This is a genomic window from Nonomuraea sp. NPDC049646, from assembly GCF_044465525.1.
GTDB lineage: Bacteria > Actinomycetota > Actinomycetes > Streptosporangiales > Streptosporangiaceae > Nonomuraea.
Map to the genome: position 1 here is coordinate 618041 of NZ_JBITLU010000003.1, position 13886 is coordinate 631926.

Below are 13886 nucleotides of genomic sequence, written 5' to 3' on the forward strand. Positions count from 1 at the left end.
GCGGCGGCACGCATAGAGCAATGCTCTGGAGCGCCTTTCGGCCGCATTTGTCGCCGAAACTCCGCTAATTAGGACCACTTCCGCCTCCTGTGATCACCTGGTCGTCGGAGGGGTGCGTGCGCATGTTCAGACGCTGGTCCGTGCAACGGCGGCTGACGCTGGCCGCCCTGCTGTGCGCACTGGCGGGCTACGGCGTCACCGCGCTCCTCGTCATGCCGCTCGTGCACACGCTGGCCACCGGCTTCCTCGTCGAGCAGACCGCCGGCGCCGCGCGCCGCATCGCCTTCGTCGTCGAGCGGGACGCCCCCGGCCGCCTGCGGCCCGTGGCCGTCACCGAGGGCACCGACCTCATCCAGGTCGTCGACACCGACGGCCGGATCCGGCAGGCCAGCCCCCGCCTGACGGGGCTGCCGCCGCTCAGCTCCGACACCGCCACCGGCGACGACGCCCGCCTGGACACCACGACCTGCACGAACCGGCTGCGCGGCGTCCACTGCCTGATCACCGTCGGCTTCCGGGCGCACGTCGAGGGCCGGCCCTGGATGGTCTACGCCTACACCCCCGCGCTTCCCTGGTACATCAGCCCCTTGTACCTGCCGGTCACCGCGCTCGGCGTGCTGCTGCTGGCCGCCGTCACCGCCTGCGTGGCCTGGCTGACCGCGCGCAAGGCGCTGACCCCGGTCTCGGCGATCAGGAACGAACTGGCCGAGATCACCGCCACCGACCTCGGCCGCCGGGTGCCCAGAGGACGGCACCGGGACGAGCTCGACGACCTCGCCCGTACCGTGAACGAGACCCTCGACCGGCTCGAACGCGCGGTGGAGCAGCAGCGCAGGTTCGCCTCCGACGCCTCCCACGACCTGCGCAGCCCGATCGCGGCGATGCGCACGCAGGTGGAGGAGGCGATGCTCGCCCCCGAGGAGGCCGACTGGCCCCGGACCGGCCGGCGCGTGATCGAGGGCCTCGACCGCCTGCAGAACATCGTCGGCGACCTGCTGACCCTGGCCCGGCTGGAGGCCGGCGCGCCCGGCCGCCGCGAGCCGGTGGACCTGGCCAGGCTGGTGCGCGAGGAGCTGGTCCGGCGTCCGGAGCGCAAGCCGGTGGAGACGCGGCTGCGCTCGGGCATGGTCGTCGAGGGCGACGCGCTGCGGCTGTCCCGCCTGCTGGCCAACCTGCTCGACAACGCCGAGAGGCACGCCGATACCATGATCACTGTGACTGTGGGTGAACAGCAGGGGCAGGCGGTGCTCGAAGTGCTCGACGACGGCGCGGGCATCGCCCCCGACCAGCGCGAAGCCGTCTTCCGGCGGTTCACCCGGCTGGCCGACTCCCGCCGCCGGGACGCCGGCGGCACCGGGCTCGGCCTGTCCATCGCCCGCGAGATCGCCGAGGCCCACGAGGGCACGCTCACCATCGAGCCCTCCGAACGCGGCGCCCGGTTTGTCCTACAAATACCGTTGATCAGTAGTTAGAGTTACTCGCTGTGACACCCAGTTTCAGCCGATTAAGGCGCGAAGACCTCCTCAAGACGGCCTGCGAAGTGATCGCCGAGCAGGGGTTCGGTCACACCCGGACCCTCGACATCGCCCGCGCGGCGGGCGTCAGCCAGGCGTTGCTCTTCTACCACTTCGACACCAAGGACCGGCTGTTCGCGCAGGCGTTCGGCTACGCGGCCAGGCTGCAGCTCGACGCGCTGTCCGACATCGAGGACTCCCCCGCCGGCCCGCTCGAACGCCTGCGCGCCCTGCTGCGGCGCTGCTCGCCGGCGATCCCCTCGGACGAGTGGCGGCTGTGGATCGACGCCTGGGCCGAGGCGATGCGCAGCCCGGAGCTGGAGGAGATCTCCCGCCGGATCGACGCGCGCAGCCGTTCGCTGCTGCGCTCGATCATCGAGGACGGCGTCCGCTCGGGCGCCTTCGCCTGCGGCGACCCGGAGGAGGCGGCCTGGCGCATCTTCGCGCTCATCGACGGCCTGGCGGTCCAGACGCACGTGCATCCCCACGTGCTCTCGCGCCGCCGGGCCGCCGTCCTGCTGCGTACGGCGGTCGCCGGAGAGCTGGGGCTGCCCGTCGAGAACCTGTGACCCGGGCCCCTCTTCCCCGCCTATTGGATCCTTCGTACAATTGTTGGGGCGAGGAGAGGAGCACCCGCGATGACATCCGCACCGAGCTCTGCCGCCGCCAGGGAGAACGACGAGAGGGTCACCGACCGCAGCGCCTACGAGGCGGTCGTCGAACGCCTGTCGAAGGCGTCGGTCGACAAGCACTGGGAGCCCTACCGCGACATCCCGTGGGACGACCCGGAGTTCCTCGTGGACCAGGCCGATCCGCGCTGGGAGCTGCCCGAGGTCGACAAGCTGGGCGGCCACCCCTGGTACCGCAGCCGCTCCCCCGAGGTCCGCGCCAGGATCGGCCTGTGGCGGGTCGCCACCGCCATGAAGATCGGCCTGCAGTTCGAGAACCTGCTCAAGCGCGGCCTGCTCAACTACGCCTACCGCCTGCCGAACGGCTCCCCCGAGTTCCGGTACGTCTACCACGAGACCATCGAAGAGGGACATCACGGGATGATGTTCCAGGAGTTCGTGAACCGCACGAAGCTCCCGATACGCGGCATGCCGCGGCCGCTGTCCCTGGTCGCCCAGATCGCGCCCTGGATCCCGCTGGTCTCCACCGAGCTGTTCTTCGTCTTCGTCCTGGGTGGCGAGGACCCGATCGACCACGTGCAGCGTAAGGTGCTGAAGGACGGCCGGGCCCACCATCCGCTGGAAGAGACGATCATGCGCATCCACATCGCGGAGGAGGCCAGGCACATCTCCTTCGCCCGCCACTACCTCCGCAGCCGGGTGCCGCGCATGCCCCGCCACCGGCGCGTGCTGCTGAGCCTGATCTCGCCGGTCGTGCTCGGCGTGATGGCCCGCATCATGCTCGCGCCGCCCGGCCCGCTGATCAGGCACTTCCGCGTCCCGCCCCGCGTCGTGGCGGAGATCTACCGCGACAACCCGGCCGCCCGGCGGGAGATCCGCGACTCGGTGAGCCGGACGCGCGAGCTGTGCGCCGAGATCGGGCTCGTCAACGTCGTCAGCAGGAAGGTGTGGCAGGCCATGGGGATATGGGCGGAGCCGCGCCGGTGAAGGTCGCGGTGGTGACCGGGGGCGCGTCCGGGATCGGCCGCGCGGTGGCGCGGGAGCTGCGGCGCAGGGGCGTGACGGTGGTGATCGCCGACGTCGACGAGCGGGCCGGCAAGCAGGCCGCCGCCGACCTCGGGCTGGAGTTCGCCCGCCTCGACGTCACCGACGCCGAGGCCGTGGCCGCGCTGCTCACCCGGGTGAAGGCCGAACGCGGGCGGCTCGACTTCCTGTTCAACAACGCCGGCATCGCGGTCGGCGGCCGCACCCGTGAGCTGACGCTCGACCACTGGAACCGGACCATCGACGTCAACCTGCGCGGCGTCGTCCACGGCGTGCACGCGGCCTATCCGATCATGGTGGACCAGGGCTTCGGGCACATCGTCAACACCGCCTCGCTGGCCGGGCTGGTGCCCGCGCCGCTGATGCTGCCGTACACGACGAGCAAGCACGCCGTGGTCGGGCTCTCGCTGGGGCTGCGGGCCGAGGCGGCGGCGTACGGGGTGCGGGTGAGCGTGGTCTGCCCGGGGTTCATCGACACGCCGCTGCTCGACCACGCCAACCCGGGGCTGCCGCAGAACGAGATCGCCGCCCATGCCAGGAGCGCGGCGGTGCGGGCGCAGGGGCGGCTCTACCCCGTCGACGCGCTGGCCGCGGACGTCCTGCGCGGGGTGGCCAGGAACAAGGCGCTGATCGTGGCGCCCGCCTCGGGGCGGATCGCCTGGCGCGCCGCCCGGCTGTGGCCGTCGGCGGCGGTGCGGGTGGCGGGCCTCGCCGTCCGCCGGCTCACCCGGCGCTGAGCCCCGGCCGCCCGTCAGGCGGGACGGCTGTCAGGCGCGGGACGGCGGGCGATGAGGACCTCGGTGGTCGCCGTCAGCTCCCAGCGGCCCGACGGCTCGGCGGCCGCCAGGGCGGCCCTGGCCGCCGCGACGAACGCGGGCACGCGGTCGCCGAGCCTGGCCGGGGCCGTGTAGGAGTAGGAGAGCTGCAGGCCGAGCACGGCGTCGAGGTCGTAGGCCAGGCGCTGCTCGTACCGGCCGGACTCCAGGTCGGCGAAGGGCGAGGCGGCCAGCACGTCGTGGTGGTGCTCGCCGGTCTGCTGGAAGGAGCCGGCGGCCGTCCAGGTGTTCACCCCGAACTCCTCGCGCACCCGGCGCATGACCGGCTCCCACGGCTCCTCGGCGGGGTCGCGGGTGGGGCCGACGAGGGCGACGACGCCGCCGGGCGGCAGCAGCGCGTCGAGGTCGGCCAGCACCGCGCGGCGGTCCATCCAGTGGAACGACCTGCCCATCACGACGTGACCGAACGGCGGCAGCTCCCGCAGCGTCGTCGAGTCGCCGCGCAGCCACCGGACGCCGGGCACGCCCGCCCCCAGCCGCCGCCCCTCGGCCAGCATCTCCTCGTCGGGGTCCACGGCGAGCACCTCGCGCACCCGCCCGGCCAGCGGGATCGCGATCGTCCCCGGGCCGCAGCCGAGGTCGAGCACGACGGCGTCCGGGCCGAACGCGCGGGCCAGCCGGTCGATGGCCGGATCGCCGTGACCGGGCCGGTACTTGGCGTAGTAGGGCGCCGCGCCGCCGAAGAGGTCCGTCATGGGTGGGACCATATACGGGTTCGAGACTCGTTCGATGGAAGGTTTTGATCGGTGAGGCGGCTACTCACGGTCCTGTTGCTCGCGTGCGCCGCGGTCGGGTTCGCCCTGCCCGCGCAGGCGCACAACGTGCTGGTCGGCAGCGATCCGAAGGACGGCGCCACGCTGTCCGCCTCGCCCGCGCGGGTGACGCTGGTGTTCGACCAGGCGGTGCGCCAGGGCTACGCGCAGGTGGGCGTGACGGGGGCGGACGGCTCCGCGTGGGCCGACGGCGCGGCGGAGGTGGCCGCCGAGCGGGTCTCCGTCAAGGTCAGGCCGCTGCCCGCGGGCGGCTCGTACGTGGTGGGCTACCGGATCCTGTCCTCCGACGGCCACCCGGTGACCGGGAAGATCAGCTTCACCATGGCCGCCTCCGCGACCGGCGTCTCGGCCGGGCAGGCCGAGCAGGGCGACAGCGCCGAGGCGGCCGAGGCGGCGGCCAACGGCGGGGCCGGCATGGCCGTCGTGTGGATCGTGGCCGCGCTGCTGCTGCTGGCCGCGGGCACCGCCGTCGCCCTCCGCCGCGCCGCCCCGGCTCCCGGGCCCGCCTCTGCGGAGCCGGTGTCGAAGCCGGAGCCGGAGCCGGCATCGGAGTCGGAGGGGACGCGGGCGTGACCGCGACCGTCTCCTCCCGTTCCGGGCAGCAGGTGGTGGGCGGGCGGCTCGTCGCCGGCGCCTTCGTCGTGTGCGGGATCGTCGCCGCCGTGGCGGCCTCCACGTTCACCGCGCAGGAGTCCGTGCCGGGCATCCCCATGCCGGGGCCGGTCGTGGCCTACGGCCTGCCGGTCGTCCGGGTGCTGCTCGATCTGGCCGCCGTCGCCGTGGTCGGCCTGAGCCTGGTGCCCAAGCTGCTCGGCTTCGACGACCCCGAGGCCACCGAGCCGGTGCTGCGCCGGGTGCGTCCGCTCGCCGTGCTGGCGGCCTGGGCGTGGGCGATCTGCGCGCTGCTCACCATCGTGTTCCAGACGGCCGAGCTCAATCCGGGCCGGGTGCCCACGTTCGGCCTGATCGCCTCCTACGTCGAGGAGGTCGGCACCGGGCAGGGGCTGCTGTTCAGCGCGGCGTGCGCGCTGGCGGCGGCGGGCATCGGGCTGATGGCGGTCAGGTTCGGCGAGAAGGTGCCCGCGGAGCTGCGGATCATCGTGGCGCTGTTCGGGCTGCTGCCCATCCCGGTCACCGGGCACGCGGTCAACTCCGTCTGGCACGACCCCATCATGATCTCGATGGAGATCCACGTGATGGGCGCGGCGGCCTGGGCGGGCGGCCTGGCCGCCACGGCCGTGTTCGTCGCCCCCCACCGGGGGCTGCTGGCCGTGGCGCTGCCGAAGTTCTCCAGGATGGCCACCGTCTGCCTGCTGCTGGTCTCGCTGTCCGGGCTGGTCACGGGGCTCGGCACGATGGCCCTCACGCCCGGCGTCGAGCTGCCCGGCGCGATCGTGACCAGCCACTACGGCGTGCTCGTCGTGATCAAGACGGCGCTGGTGGCCCTGCTGGTGCCACTGGCGGCCCACATCCGCTTCCGCCTGCTGCCGGTGATCCGCCGCGGCGGGGCCACCGCCCTGGTGAGCTGGACGGCGGCCGAGGTGGGCGTGATGGGCCTGGCCTACGGGGTGGCGGTCGCGATCACCCGGGCCTCGATCGGCTGAGCCCGCCGGTCGCGCCGCCCGGCGAGCCATTCGGCGGCCAGCCAGGCGACCATCAGGCCGAGCCCGGCCCACAGGGCCGACGACGTGACCAGGGGCGGGGCTCCGTACAGGCCGGTCTGGCCCTTGATCGCGCCGTAGACCGGCCCCAGGGCCGCGTTCTGCACGACCAGCGCGCCGTAGGCGCCGGCGGTCACCCCGGCCGCCCCCACGACGGCGCGCACGGCCGGGACGCGCACCAGGAACGCCAGGTCCACCAGCAGCCCGGCCGCCACGAAGAAGAACGGCACCGCCGACGGCGGGAAGCCGCCGAAGGTGAGCAGCGGCCAGATCAGCGTGCGGAACCCGACGTACGCGCCGGCCACCAGCGTCGCCGCGCCGAACCTGCCGATCAGCAGCCTGGCCGCGACCAGCACCGACAGCCCGCCGACGACGGCGTAGACCGAGTAGAGGTAGTCGGGCACCGGCAGGGTGAACCCGGCCATCATGATCCGGTCGACCGGACGGCCCATCTGGTCGGCGGCGAAGCGCAGCAGGATCGGCTCGGCGTAGGTGGCGTGGTTGTCCCAGGCGCCGAGCGACAGGATGCCGTACTCCTGGTGCTGCTCGGGGAAGTGCACGTTCTCCAGGAAGAACGCGAGGAACGCGCCCAGCACGACCGTGCGCTCCCGGCCCGGGGGCGCCCCCATGAACCAGCCCCTGATCACGCCCATGATCATGAAAAACGTTCCAACGTAGAGCATGATGTGCGACGGGCTCCACGAGGTGATGTCGAGCCCGTTGACGCGGTGGTTGATCAGGTCGAGCGGCACCGCGACGAGGAAGATCCCGGTTCCCCACTGGATGAGCCGCAGCGCCGCCTTGTCGACGCCGTAGCCGGTGTAGCCGTGGACGACGGTCAGCACGACGACGAGGGCGGTGCCGGCGGAGTTGAGCAGGTGCGGCGGGGCGAGGTCGTCGCGCAGCCATTTGAAGTGCCACGAGACGTCCCAGGCCGAGCCGAGGAGCTTGAGCGTGAGCGCCACCAGCCATCCGAAGTAGAGCACCCGGAACAGGTCTTGCGGCGTCTCGCGCCCCGCCTGGCCTCTGGTCCAGTACGGCAAGGCCCACGCTGCGGCCTTCTTGAACGATGCTGGTGACTTCACGGCGCAAATCTTACGGTCATCCGGCCCATCGGTCTCAGATGTCTCATTTGTCTGGTCGAGAGGGGGCCGTCAGGCCGGGCGGCGGGTCAGGCGTACCGGGAGGTGTTTGAGGCCGTTCTGGAAGTTGGAGGTGAGGCGTACCGGGGGGCCGGCGAGTTCGACGTCCCAGGCGAGCAGCTCGGTGAAGACCGCCCGGAGCTGGACGCGGGCGAGGTGGGCGCCGAGGCAGAAGTGCGGGCCGAACCCGAAGCTGACGTGGTCGTTGGGGGTACGGGCGACGTCGAAGCGGTCGGGGTCGGCGAAGACGGCCGGGTCGCGGTTGGCCGAGGCGTGGTAGACGACCACCTTCTCGCCCGCCTGGATGCGCCGGCCGCCGAGCGTCAGGTCGCGGGTGGCCGTACGGCGGAAGTCCATCACCGGAGGCCAGTGGCGCAGCATCTCCTCGACCGCGGACTCCAGCAGCGACGGGTCGGCGCGCAGGCGGGCCAGCTCGGCGGGGTGGCGCAGCAGGCTGAGCAGGCCCCCGGGGATGCCGTTGCGCAGGGTCTCGTTCCCGGCGACGGCGAACAGGAAGAACATGTTCTCGAACTCGGCGCCGGTCAGGCCGCCCTTCCTCATGGCGGACATGACGGACTCGTGCGGGGTGTCGGCGAGGGCGTGGGCATAGGCGAACATGTCCGCCAGCGCGGCCCTGGACCTGGGGTTCATCCCCGGTTCGAGCTCGGGACGGGCGGCGACCGCCAGCCGGCCCACGGGCGTCAGGGACTCGACCTCGGCCGTGGACAGGCCGGCGTAGTCGTCGTCCTGGTAGCCGATGACGCGGGAGGCCCAGTCGTACAGCAGCCGCCTGTCCTGCTCGGGCACGCCCATCACGTGGGCCAGCGTCCAGACCGGCAGGTCGGCGGCCACCTCGACGAAGTCGCACTCGCCGGGCGCAAGCAGCGCCGCCACCCGGTCCTTGATCGTGCGTTCCAGGGCGCGGACCGCGCGCGGCGTGAAGGCGGCCGCCACGATCCGGCGCAGCCTGGAGTGGTCGGGCGGGTCCATGTTGAGCATCATCGACCGGACGAACTCCAGGTCGGCAGGGGTGTCAGGGTCGCGGATCTGGGTGGCGCCGAGGTGGGAGGAGAAGTCGTCGGGGCTGCGCAGCACCCGCTTGACGTCGGCGTGCCGGAACACGCCCCAGTAGCCGGGGCCCTCGCGCCAGGGGCCGACGGCCGGCTCGGGGATCCAGCACACGGGGCTCTCCCGGCGGAGCCGGGCGTACAGGTCGTAGGGGACGTCCGCCGCGTAGGTGGACGGCAGGAACACCTCGGCCAGGTCGCGCTCCTCCTCCCGCTGCTCGGAGTTATCCACAGGACGCTCGCTCCGCTCCTCCGCCATGCCCTCCAGCGTGCATGATGAGCGCGTGACTCCAGAAGACGCACAGGCGATTCTCCGTCAATACTTCGCTCCCTGGATCCAGGAGCTCGGGCTGCGGGTGGAGGAGGTGGGCGAGCGCCACGCCGTCGTCCGGCTCCCCTGGTCCGACTCCCTGGCCAGGGAAGGCGGCGGGTTGTGCGGCCAGGCGATGATGGCCGCCGCCGACACCGCCACCGTCGTCGCGATCTCCTCCGCCAGGGGCGGGTTCGTGCCGATGACCACCGTGCAGCAGTCGACCACGTTCCAGCGGCCGGTGGTGGGCCGCGACGTGCTGCTCGACGTGCGCGTCACCAAGCTGGGGCGCTCGCTGGCCTTCTCGGAGGTCACGCTGACGCCCGACGGCGACGGCGACCCGGCCGCGCACGCCTCGACCGTCTACGCGATCCTCGGCTGACGACGGCCGCCCGGCGACGGCCGTCTCAGGGATCTCTCAGGTGCGGAAAGTAGGCTCACCGCCATGAAACGTGTGGCCGCGCTGGTCGCGGTGCTCGCCGTCATCGGGGTGACGACGTGGCTGGTGTGGCCGTCGGCCGCGCAGGCGCGCGGTCAGGACCAGCGGATCACGGTCGTCGACGGGCCCGCCGACGACCAGCGGGTGGAGCTCGACGCCACCTTCTTCCCGCCCGCCGGCGGCGGGAAGGCGCCCGCCGTGCTGGTCGCCCACGGGTTCGGCGGCAGCAAGCAGAGCGTCCGCCAGCAGGCCGCGCGCCTGGCCCAGGACGGCTACGCCGTGCTGACCTGGTCCGCGCGCGGTTTCGGCCGCTCCACGGGCGAGATCGCGCTCAACTCGCCCGACTACGAGGTCAAAGACGTCAGGCAGCTCCTCGACTGGCTGGCCAAGCGGCCCGAGGTGCAGCTCGACACCGCCGGCGACCCTCGCGTGGGCATCACGGGCGGCTCGTACGGCGGCGCCATCGCCCTGATGGCCGCCGCCTACGACCAGCGCGTCGACGCCATCGTCCCGCAGATCACCTGGGCCGACCTGGCCGACGCCCTCTTCCCCAACGCCGCCGGCGGATCCGCCACCGGGCCGGGCGCCCAGGCCGCGATCGGGCAGGGCGTGGCCGACGGCGTCTTCAAGCGCATGTGGGCGGGCATCTTCTTCGGCCAGGGCGTCTCCCTCGACACCTTCGCCGCCCAGTCCCGCCGCGAGGCCGCCGCCCCGCTCACCGTCGAGCAGGCCAGGTGCGGCCGCTTCCTGCCGGCGATCTGCGACATCTACCAGCAGGTCGCCGAATCCGGCCGGGCCACGCCCGAGGCCGTCGCGCTGCTGCGCAGATCCAGCCCGGTCACCGTGGCCGGCCGGATCAAGGCGCCCACCCTGCTCCTGCAGGGCCAGCGCGACTCCCTGTTCCCGCTCGCCCACGCCGACGCCAACGCCAGGGCCATCGCCGCCGCCGGCACGCCGGTGAGCATGGCCTGGTTCGACGGCGGCCACGACGGCGGCAACGGCGAGGCCGACTGGCTCTACGACCAGTCCTCGGCCTGGTTCGCCCGCCATCTCAAGCGCGAGGCCGCGCCCGCGGTGAGCGCGTTCACCGTCACCCGTGACGGCGGCCGCGACCCCGGCACCCGCCAGCGCATCAGGCTCCACCCCGAGGCCGCCGCCTACCCCGGCCTCTCCGGCACCGACACCGCCACGGTGCAGCTCACCGGCCCCGAGCAGAACGTCGTCAACCCGCCCGGCGGCGCCCCCGCCTCGATCTCGACCGTCCCCGGCGTCGGAGGGCTGCTGAGCGGCCAGGGCGGCGGCGCGGGTCTGTCCATCGACATGCCGGGCCAGAGCGCGGCGTTCGAGTCGCCGCCGCTCACCGCCCCGCTCCAGCTCACCGGCAGCCCCACGGTCAAGGTCAAGGTGTCGGGCAAGGGCCAGGCGACCCTGTTCGCCAAGCTCTACGACGTCGCCGACGCCGTCCAGCCGCCGGCGCTGCCCGCGGGGCTGGTGGCGCCGTTCCGGGTCACGATCCCCGAGGGCGCCGGGTCGGCCGAGGCCACGGTGACCCTGCCGGCCGTCGACCACCGGTTCGCCGTGGGCCACCGGTTGCGGCTGGTCGTGACCACGACGGACATGGGGTTCGCGACCCCGGCCGAGCCCGCCGCGTTCGGCGTCTCCCTGGCCTCGCCCGCGCTGGCCGTGCCCACGGTCCGCACGCTCGCCGCGCCGCCGACCGGGGTGGCCTGGTGGGTGTGGGCGATGCCGCTGGCCGCCGTTCTCGCCGCCGCCGTCCTCCTGGCCACCGGCCGTCCCGCGGGCCGCCGCCCGGCTGGGAAGACCGGCGCGAGCGCGGACGACGACCCGGCGTCGCAGGCGCCGGGCGGTGACGGCGATCCGGCGTCGCGGACGCCCGGCGGTGACGGCGGGCGTGAGGTGCCGTTGGAGATCGTCGGGCTGACCAAGGCGTACCGCAACGGCGAGCGGGCCGTCGACGGGCTGTCGTTCCGGGTCGAGCAGGGCCAGGTCCTCGGCCTCCTCGGTCCCAACGGCGCCGGCAAGACGACCACGATGCGGATGATGATGGGCCTGATCCGCCCCGACTCCGGCGAGATCCGGATCTTCGGCGACCCCGTCACGCCAGGCGCGCCCGTGTTGTCCAGGCTGGGCTCGTTCGTGGAGGGCCCCGGCTTCCTGCCCCACCTGTCCGGTCGCGACAACATCGAGCTCTACTGGGCCGCCACCGGCCGTCCCGCCGCCGACGCCCACTTCGAGGAGGCGCTGGAGATCGCGGGCCTGGGCAAGGCGCTCGACCGCGCGGTGCGCACCTACTCCCAGGGCATGCGCCAGCGGCTGGCCATCGCCCAGGCCATGCTCGGCCTGCCCGACCTGCTGGTGCTCGACGAGCCCACCAACGGTCTCGACCCGCCCCAGATCCGGGAGATGCGCGAGGTGCTCAAGCGCTACGCGCGCGACGGCCGTACCGTCATCGTCTCCAGCCACATGCTGGCGGAGGTGGAGCAGACCTGCAGTCACGTGGTCGTCATGCACCGCGGCCGGCTGGTCTCCACCGGGCCCGTGTCGCGGCTGCTGAGCTCGGCGGCGGGCAACGGCAACGGGCACGGCGGCCCGCGCCTGGAAGACGTGTTCCTCGACCTCATCGGAGACAGATCATGACCGCCGCGCCCGGCTACGCGCCGCGCCGCACGCTGCCGCTGCGCGTGGAGATCGTCAGGCAGTTCAAGCGGCGGCGGACGCTGGTCATGTTCGGGCTGCTGCTGGCGTTGCCGTGGGTGCTGGTGATCGCGTTCCAGTTCGGGCCGCAGTCGGGCAACCAGGGGCAGTCGTCGGTGCGGATCAGCGACCTGGCCACCGCGAGCGGCCTGAACTTCGCGGCGTTCGCCCTGTCGGTGTCGGCGAGCTTCCTGCTGGTGGTGGCGGTCGCCCTGTTCTGCGGCGACACGGTGGCCGCCGAGGCCAACTGGTCGTCGTTGCGTTACCTGCTGGCCGCGCCGGTCCCCCGCGACCGCCTGCTGCGCCAGAAGCTGATCGTGGCGCTCGGCTTCTCGGCGGCGGCGGTGATCTGCCTGCCGCTGATGGCGCTGCTGGCCGGCACGGTCGCGTTCGGCTGGCACGACATCCAGGTGCCCGGCACCGGCGAGACGATCCCGGCGCTCGACGTGCTGCCCCGGTTCGGCATCGTGATCGGTTACGCCCTGGTCAGCCAGCTCGTGGTGGCGGCCCTGGCGTTCCTGGTCTCCACGGTGACCGACTCGCCGCTCGGCGCGGTGGGCGGGGCGGTGGGCCTGTGGATCGTGTGCACCATCCTGCAGGCGGTCGAGGCGCTGGGGACGCTGCGCGAGTTCCTGCCGACGTTCTGGAACAACGCGTGGCTGGACGCCCTGGCCCCCGAGCTCGACTGGAGCGGGATGGCCAAGGGCGCCTCGGTGTCGATCACCTATGCCGCGATCCTCATCGCCGTGGCCTTCCGCAGGTTCCGGCGCAAGGACGTGGTCAGCTGACGCCCTTGGCGGCGTCCTCCAGGCCCTTGATCTCGATCTTCCGCATGCCCAGCATGGCCTGCATCACCCGCTGGGCGGCGGCCGGGTCCGGCACGCTCATCAGCTCCTGAAGCGCCCTCGGGACGATCTGCCACGACAGGCCGTACCTGTCCTTCAGCCAGCCGCACTGCGACTCCTCGCCGCCGTCGGTGAGCCTGGTCCACAGGTCGTCGACCTCCTCCTGGGAGCCGCAGTCGACGTAGAGGGAGATCGCCTCGGTGAAGGTGAACTGGGGGCCGCCGTTCAGGGCGAGGAAGCGCTGTCCGGCCAGCTCGAAGGAGACCACCATGGCCTGCCCGGCAGGCCCGGGGGCGCCCTCGGGGTAGCGCTGGACGTCCAGGATGCGGGAGTCGGCGAAGATCGAGGTGTAGAACTCGGCCGCCTCTTCGGCCTGGTTGTCGAACCACAGGTACGTCGTGATCTTCTGCATGTCGCCGGTCGTCCTTTCGAGGCGTGTCGCGGGGGCGGGTCCGTGCCCGTCCCCCTTCTTTCATCGACGCGTCGAACGGGACGGGGGCGGATCGACACGCGTCCCGAAGAATTTTGGAAAAAGTCTGAGACATCCGGGAAGGGCGGTCATGCCGGGACGGACGGCGTCCTGAAGAAGCGGGCGGTGTCGTCGTCGGCGGGAAAGCACGCCTCGACGGCGATCTCCTCAAGGGTGACGTCGAAGGCCGCGCCGAACGTCGTGATGGTGTCGACGAGACGCAACTCCGCTCCGCGGTGGCCGATGCGGACCGGCAGCGCGATCTCGGCCGGATCCGGTGGCCGTGGATTGCCCGCGAGGCCGTAGGACAGCACCTCCTCGTACAGCGCGCTCAGCTCGGCGTCGCCGCTCCGCGCCACCTGGCGGGCGGATCTGCTCCAGGACGTTCCGCGCCGAGGCCAGGTGCGGGCCCGCCGGCGGCCGTTCGCGGACGACGGGCGCG

The 13886-nt window shown here is 72.8% G+C and carries 14 protein-coding genes; 9 read left to right on the top strand and 5 right to left on the bottom strand.

Going from position 1 to position 13886, the window contains the following annotated elements; genetic code table 11:
- Window positions 1-122: 122 nt before the first annotated feature.
- The 4 genes from ACIBQ8_RS11870 (at window position 123) to ACIBQ8_RS11885 (ending at window position 3924) form a co-directional block, all read left to right on the top strand.
- Window positions 123-1472, top strand: a complete 1350-nt coding sequence (locus ACIBQ8_RS11870) for an ATP-binding protein (protein WP_397176527.1) — start codon at window positions 123-125, stop codon at window positions 1470-1472.
- An 11-nt stretch (window positions 1473-1483) separates the two neighbouring features.
- Window positions 1484-2083 (top strand): TetR/AcrR family transcriptional regulator, encoded by a 600-nt coding sequence (locus tag ACIBQ8_RS11875; protein WP_397176529.1) that lies wholly within the window; start codon window positions 1484-1486, stop codon window positions 2081-2083.
- A 69-nt stretch (window positions 2084-2152) separates the two neighbouring features.
- Window positions 2153-3130, top strand: a complete 978-nt coding sequence (locus tag ACIBQ8_RS11880) for a diiron oxygenase (RefSeq protein ID WP_397176531.1) — start codon at window positions 2153-2155, stop codon at window positions 3128-3130.
- Window positions 3127-3924, top strand: a complete 798-nt coding sequence (locus ACIBQ8_RS11885) for an SDR family NAD(P)-dependent oxidoreductase (protein WP_397176533.1) — start codon at window positions 3127-3129, stop codon at window positions 3922-3924. The genes ACIBQ8_RS11880 and ACIBQ8_RS11885 overlap by 4 nt, the downstream gene beginning before the upstream one ends.
- Window positions 3925-3938: 14 nt before the next feature.
- On the opposite strand, the gene ACIBQ8_RS11890 is transcribed toward ACIBQ8_RS11885, so the two are convergent.
- Window positions 3939-4718, bottom strand: a complete 780-nt coding sequence (locus ACIBQ8_RS11890) for a class I SAM-dependent methyltransferase (RefSeq protein ID WP_397191896.1) — start codon at window positions 4716-4718, stop codon at window positions 3939-3941.
- A gap of 51 nt (window positions 4719-4769) precedes the next feature.
- Here ACIBQ8_RS11890 and ACIBQ8_RS11895 point away from each other — a divergent pair, with 51 nt between their 5' ends.
- Window positions 4770-5369 (top strand): copper resistance protein CopC, encoded by a 600-nt coding sequence (locus ACIBQ8_RS11895; protein ID WP_397176537.1) that lies wholly within the window; start codon window positions 4770-4772, stop codon window positions 5367-5369.
- On the top strand, window positions 5366-6400 hold the full coding sequence (locus ACIBQ8_RS11900) for a CopD family protein (protein ID WP_397176539.1): 1035 nt from the start codon (window positions 5366-5368) through the stop codon (window positions 6398-6400). Before ACIBQ8_RS11895 ends, ACIBQ8_RS11900 begins: the two co-directional genes overlap by 4 nt.
- Here the strand turns inward: ACIBQ8_RS11900 and ACIBQ8_RS11905 are convergent.
- Together ACIBQ8_RS11905 and ACIBQ8_RS11910 are read right to left on the bottom strand one after the other, a co-directional pair.
- Window positions 6358-7542, bottom strand: coding sequence for a hypothetical protein (locus ACIBQ8_RS11905; protein WP_397191897.1), 1185 nt, complete (start codon window positions 7540-7542; stop codon window positions 6358-6360). The two genes, ACIBQ8_RS11900 and ACIBQ8_RS11905, sit on opposite strands and share 43 nt — an antisense overlap.
- A 69-nt stretch (window positions 7543-7611) precedes the next feature.
- Window positions 7612-8898 carry a cytochrome P450 gene (locus tag ACIBQ8_RS11910; RefSeq protein ID WP_397191898.1) on the bottom strand — a complete coding sequence of 429 codons (1287 nt, stop codon included), beginning with the start codon at window positions 8896-8898 and terminating at the stop codon, window positions 7612-7614.
- A gap of 52 nt (window positions 8899-8950) precedes the next feature.
- Here ACIBQ8_RS11910 and ACIBQ8_RS11915 point away from each other — a divergent pair, with 52 nt between their 5' ends.
- From ACIBQ8_RS11915 to ACIBQ8_RS11925, 3 genes are all read left to right on the top strand, one after another.
- Window positions 8951-9358: a PaaI family thioesterase gene (locus tag ACIBQ8_RS11915; RefSeq protein ID WP_352321529.1), complete on the top strand. Its 408-nt coding sequence runs from the start codon at window positions 8951-8953 to the stop codon at window positions 9356-9358.
- Between the two features lie 63 nt (window positions 9359-9421).
- Window positions 9422-12073, top strand: a complete 2652-nt coding sequence (locus ACIBQ8_RS11920; RefSeq protein WP_397191899.1) for a CocE/NonD family hydrolase — start codon at window positions 9422-9424, stop codon at window positions 12071-12073.
- Window positions 12070-12918, top strand: a complete 849-nt coding sequence (locus ACIBQ8_RS11925) for an ABC transporter permease subunit (RefSeq protein ID WP_352359061.1) — start codon at window positions 12070-12072, stop codon at window positions 12916-12918. Before ACIBQ8_RS11920 ends, ACIBQ8_RS11925 begins: the two co-directional genes overlap by 4 nt.
- On the opposite strand, the gene ACIBQ8_RS11930 is transcribed toward ACIBQ8_RS11925, so the two are convergent.
- Together ACIBQ8_RS11930 and ACIBQ8_RS11935 are read right to left on the bottom strand one after the other, a co-directional pair.
- Window positions 12911-13387, bottom strand: coding sequence for a VOC family protein (locus tag ACIBQ8_RS11930; protein ID WP_397191900.1), 477 nt, complete (start codon window positions 13385-13387; stop codon window positions 12911-12913). The genes ACIBQ8_RS11925 and ACIBQ8_RS11930 overlap by 8 nt on opposite strands.
- A 146-nt stretch (window positions 13388-13533) precedes the next feature.
- Window positions 13534-13803, bottom strand: a complete 270-nt coding sequence (locus ACIBQ8_RS11935) for a hypothetical protein (protein WP_397191901.1) — start codon at window positions 13801-13803, stop codon at window positions 13534-13536.
- Window positions 13804-13886: the final 83 nt, after the last annotated feature.